General features: G+C 40.8%; 1 protein-coding gene. It reads right to left on the bottom strand.

Translation table 11 applies throughout. The annotated features are described in order from the left end of the window. Positions 1-319 precede the first annotated feature (319 nt). Entirely contained in the window at positions 320-649 is a 330-nt protein-coding gene (locus HW115_RS19520; RefSeq protein WP_178935348.1) for a hypothetical protein, read from the bottom strand. Positions 650-801: the final 152 nt, after the last annotated feature.

Raw genomic sequence — 801 nt, 5'->3', positions numbered from 1 at the left:
GACTTCTTATCTTTTTTTTGCAGATCAACTTTTAGTTCAGATAAGCGATTTTTCAGCATCTGCGCATCTTTTTGATAACTAGTATCCTCACGGAAAAATTTAGATATCGAGATAAATAAAGTTAATCCGAGAAGCAGATAAAGAATGATTTTGAGCGGGCGTTGTTGCATGGCTTATTTTTTTGCAGAACGTAAAGGACACCGGCCACGATGAACCAGATGCACTAATTTATAAGTTTCAATCGTGTAAACCAGCCGAAAAACCTGGCCAGTTAGCTGCTAGTGGTCGGGTGCTGCGACTTGTTGGGCTTGTTTGGATATTACCAAAGCCTATCTACAAAATGGCGTTTAATGGTTAAACCGTCATCAGTAACCACACCGAAAATCCAGTATGGAATACCCTCATTCTGATAAAGCCACATTTCTTCATCTTCAGCCAATTTAAGTGCATCTCCGTTAAGTGGAATACTCTCAACTTCTGGATACAAAATCTTAGTGGGCTTGCCGTAAATATCTATTAACTCAGGTAACGAAGAACTATTGTTCAAATCCCACTTTGCCTTCTGGACACGAAATTCGGTCATCACAGGGAGATGTAAAAACACAAATAGAACGGCTATGACTATGAACAGCTTGTATCGTCGCTTCATAATATTTTGCCCAACGTAAAGTTCACCCGCGGCGATGAAACCGTAGATGAAATGATTAAAGTTTCAATACTCAAGGACAGTGGCAAAACCTGACACGGCAGCTACTAGCCGTCGGGTGCAACGACTTGTTAGCCCAGTTATTCTTCAGCATC

Origin of the sequence: Oceaniferula marina (assembly GCF_013391475.1) — a bacterium.
Lineage (GTDB): Bacteria > Verrucomicrobiota > Verrucomicrobiia > Verrucomicrobiales > Akkermansiaceae > Oceaniferula > Oceaniferula marina.
Note: the sequence above shows the minus strand (reverse complement) of the source record. Positions and strands in the feature narration are given on the sequence as shown.

Bases quoted from the DNA above. Each gene is read 5' to 3' on its own strand.
- HW115_RS19520 (WP_178935348.1), bottom strand. From the start codon at position 649: ATGAAGCGACGATACAAGCTGTTCATAGTCATAGCCGTTCTATTTGTG.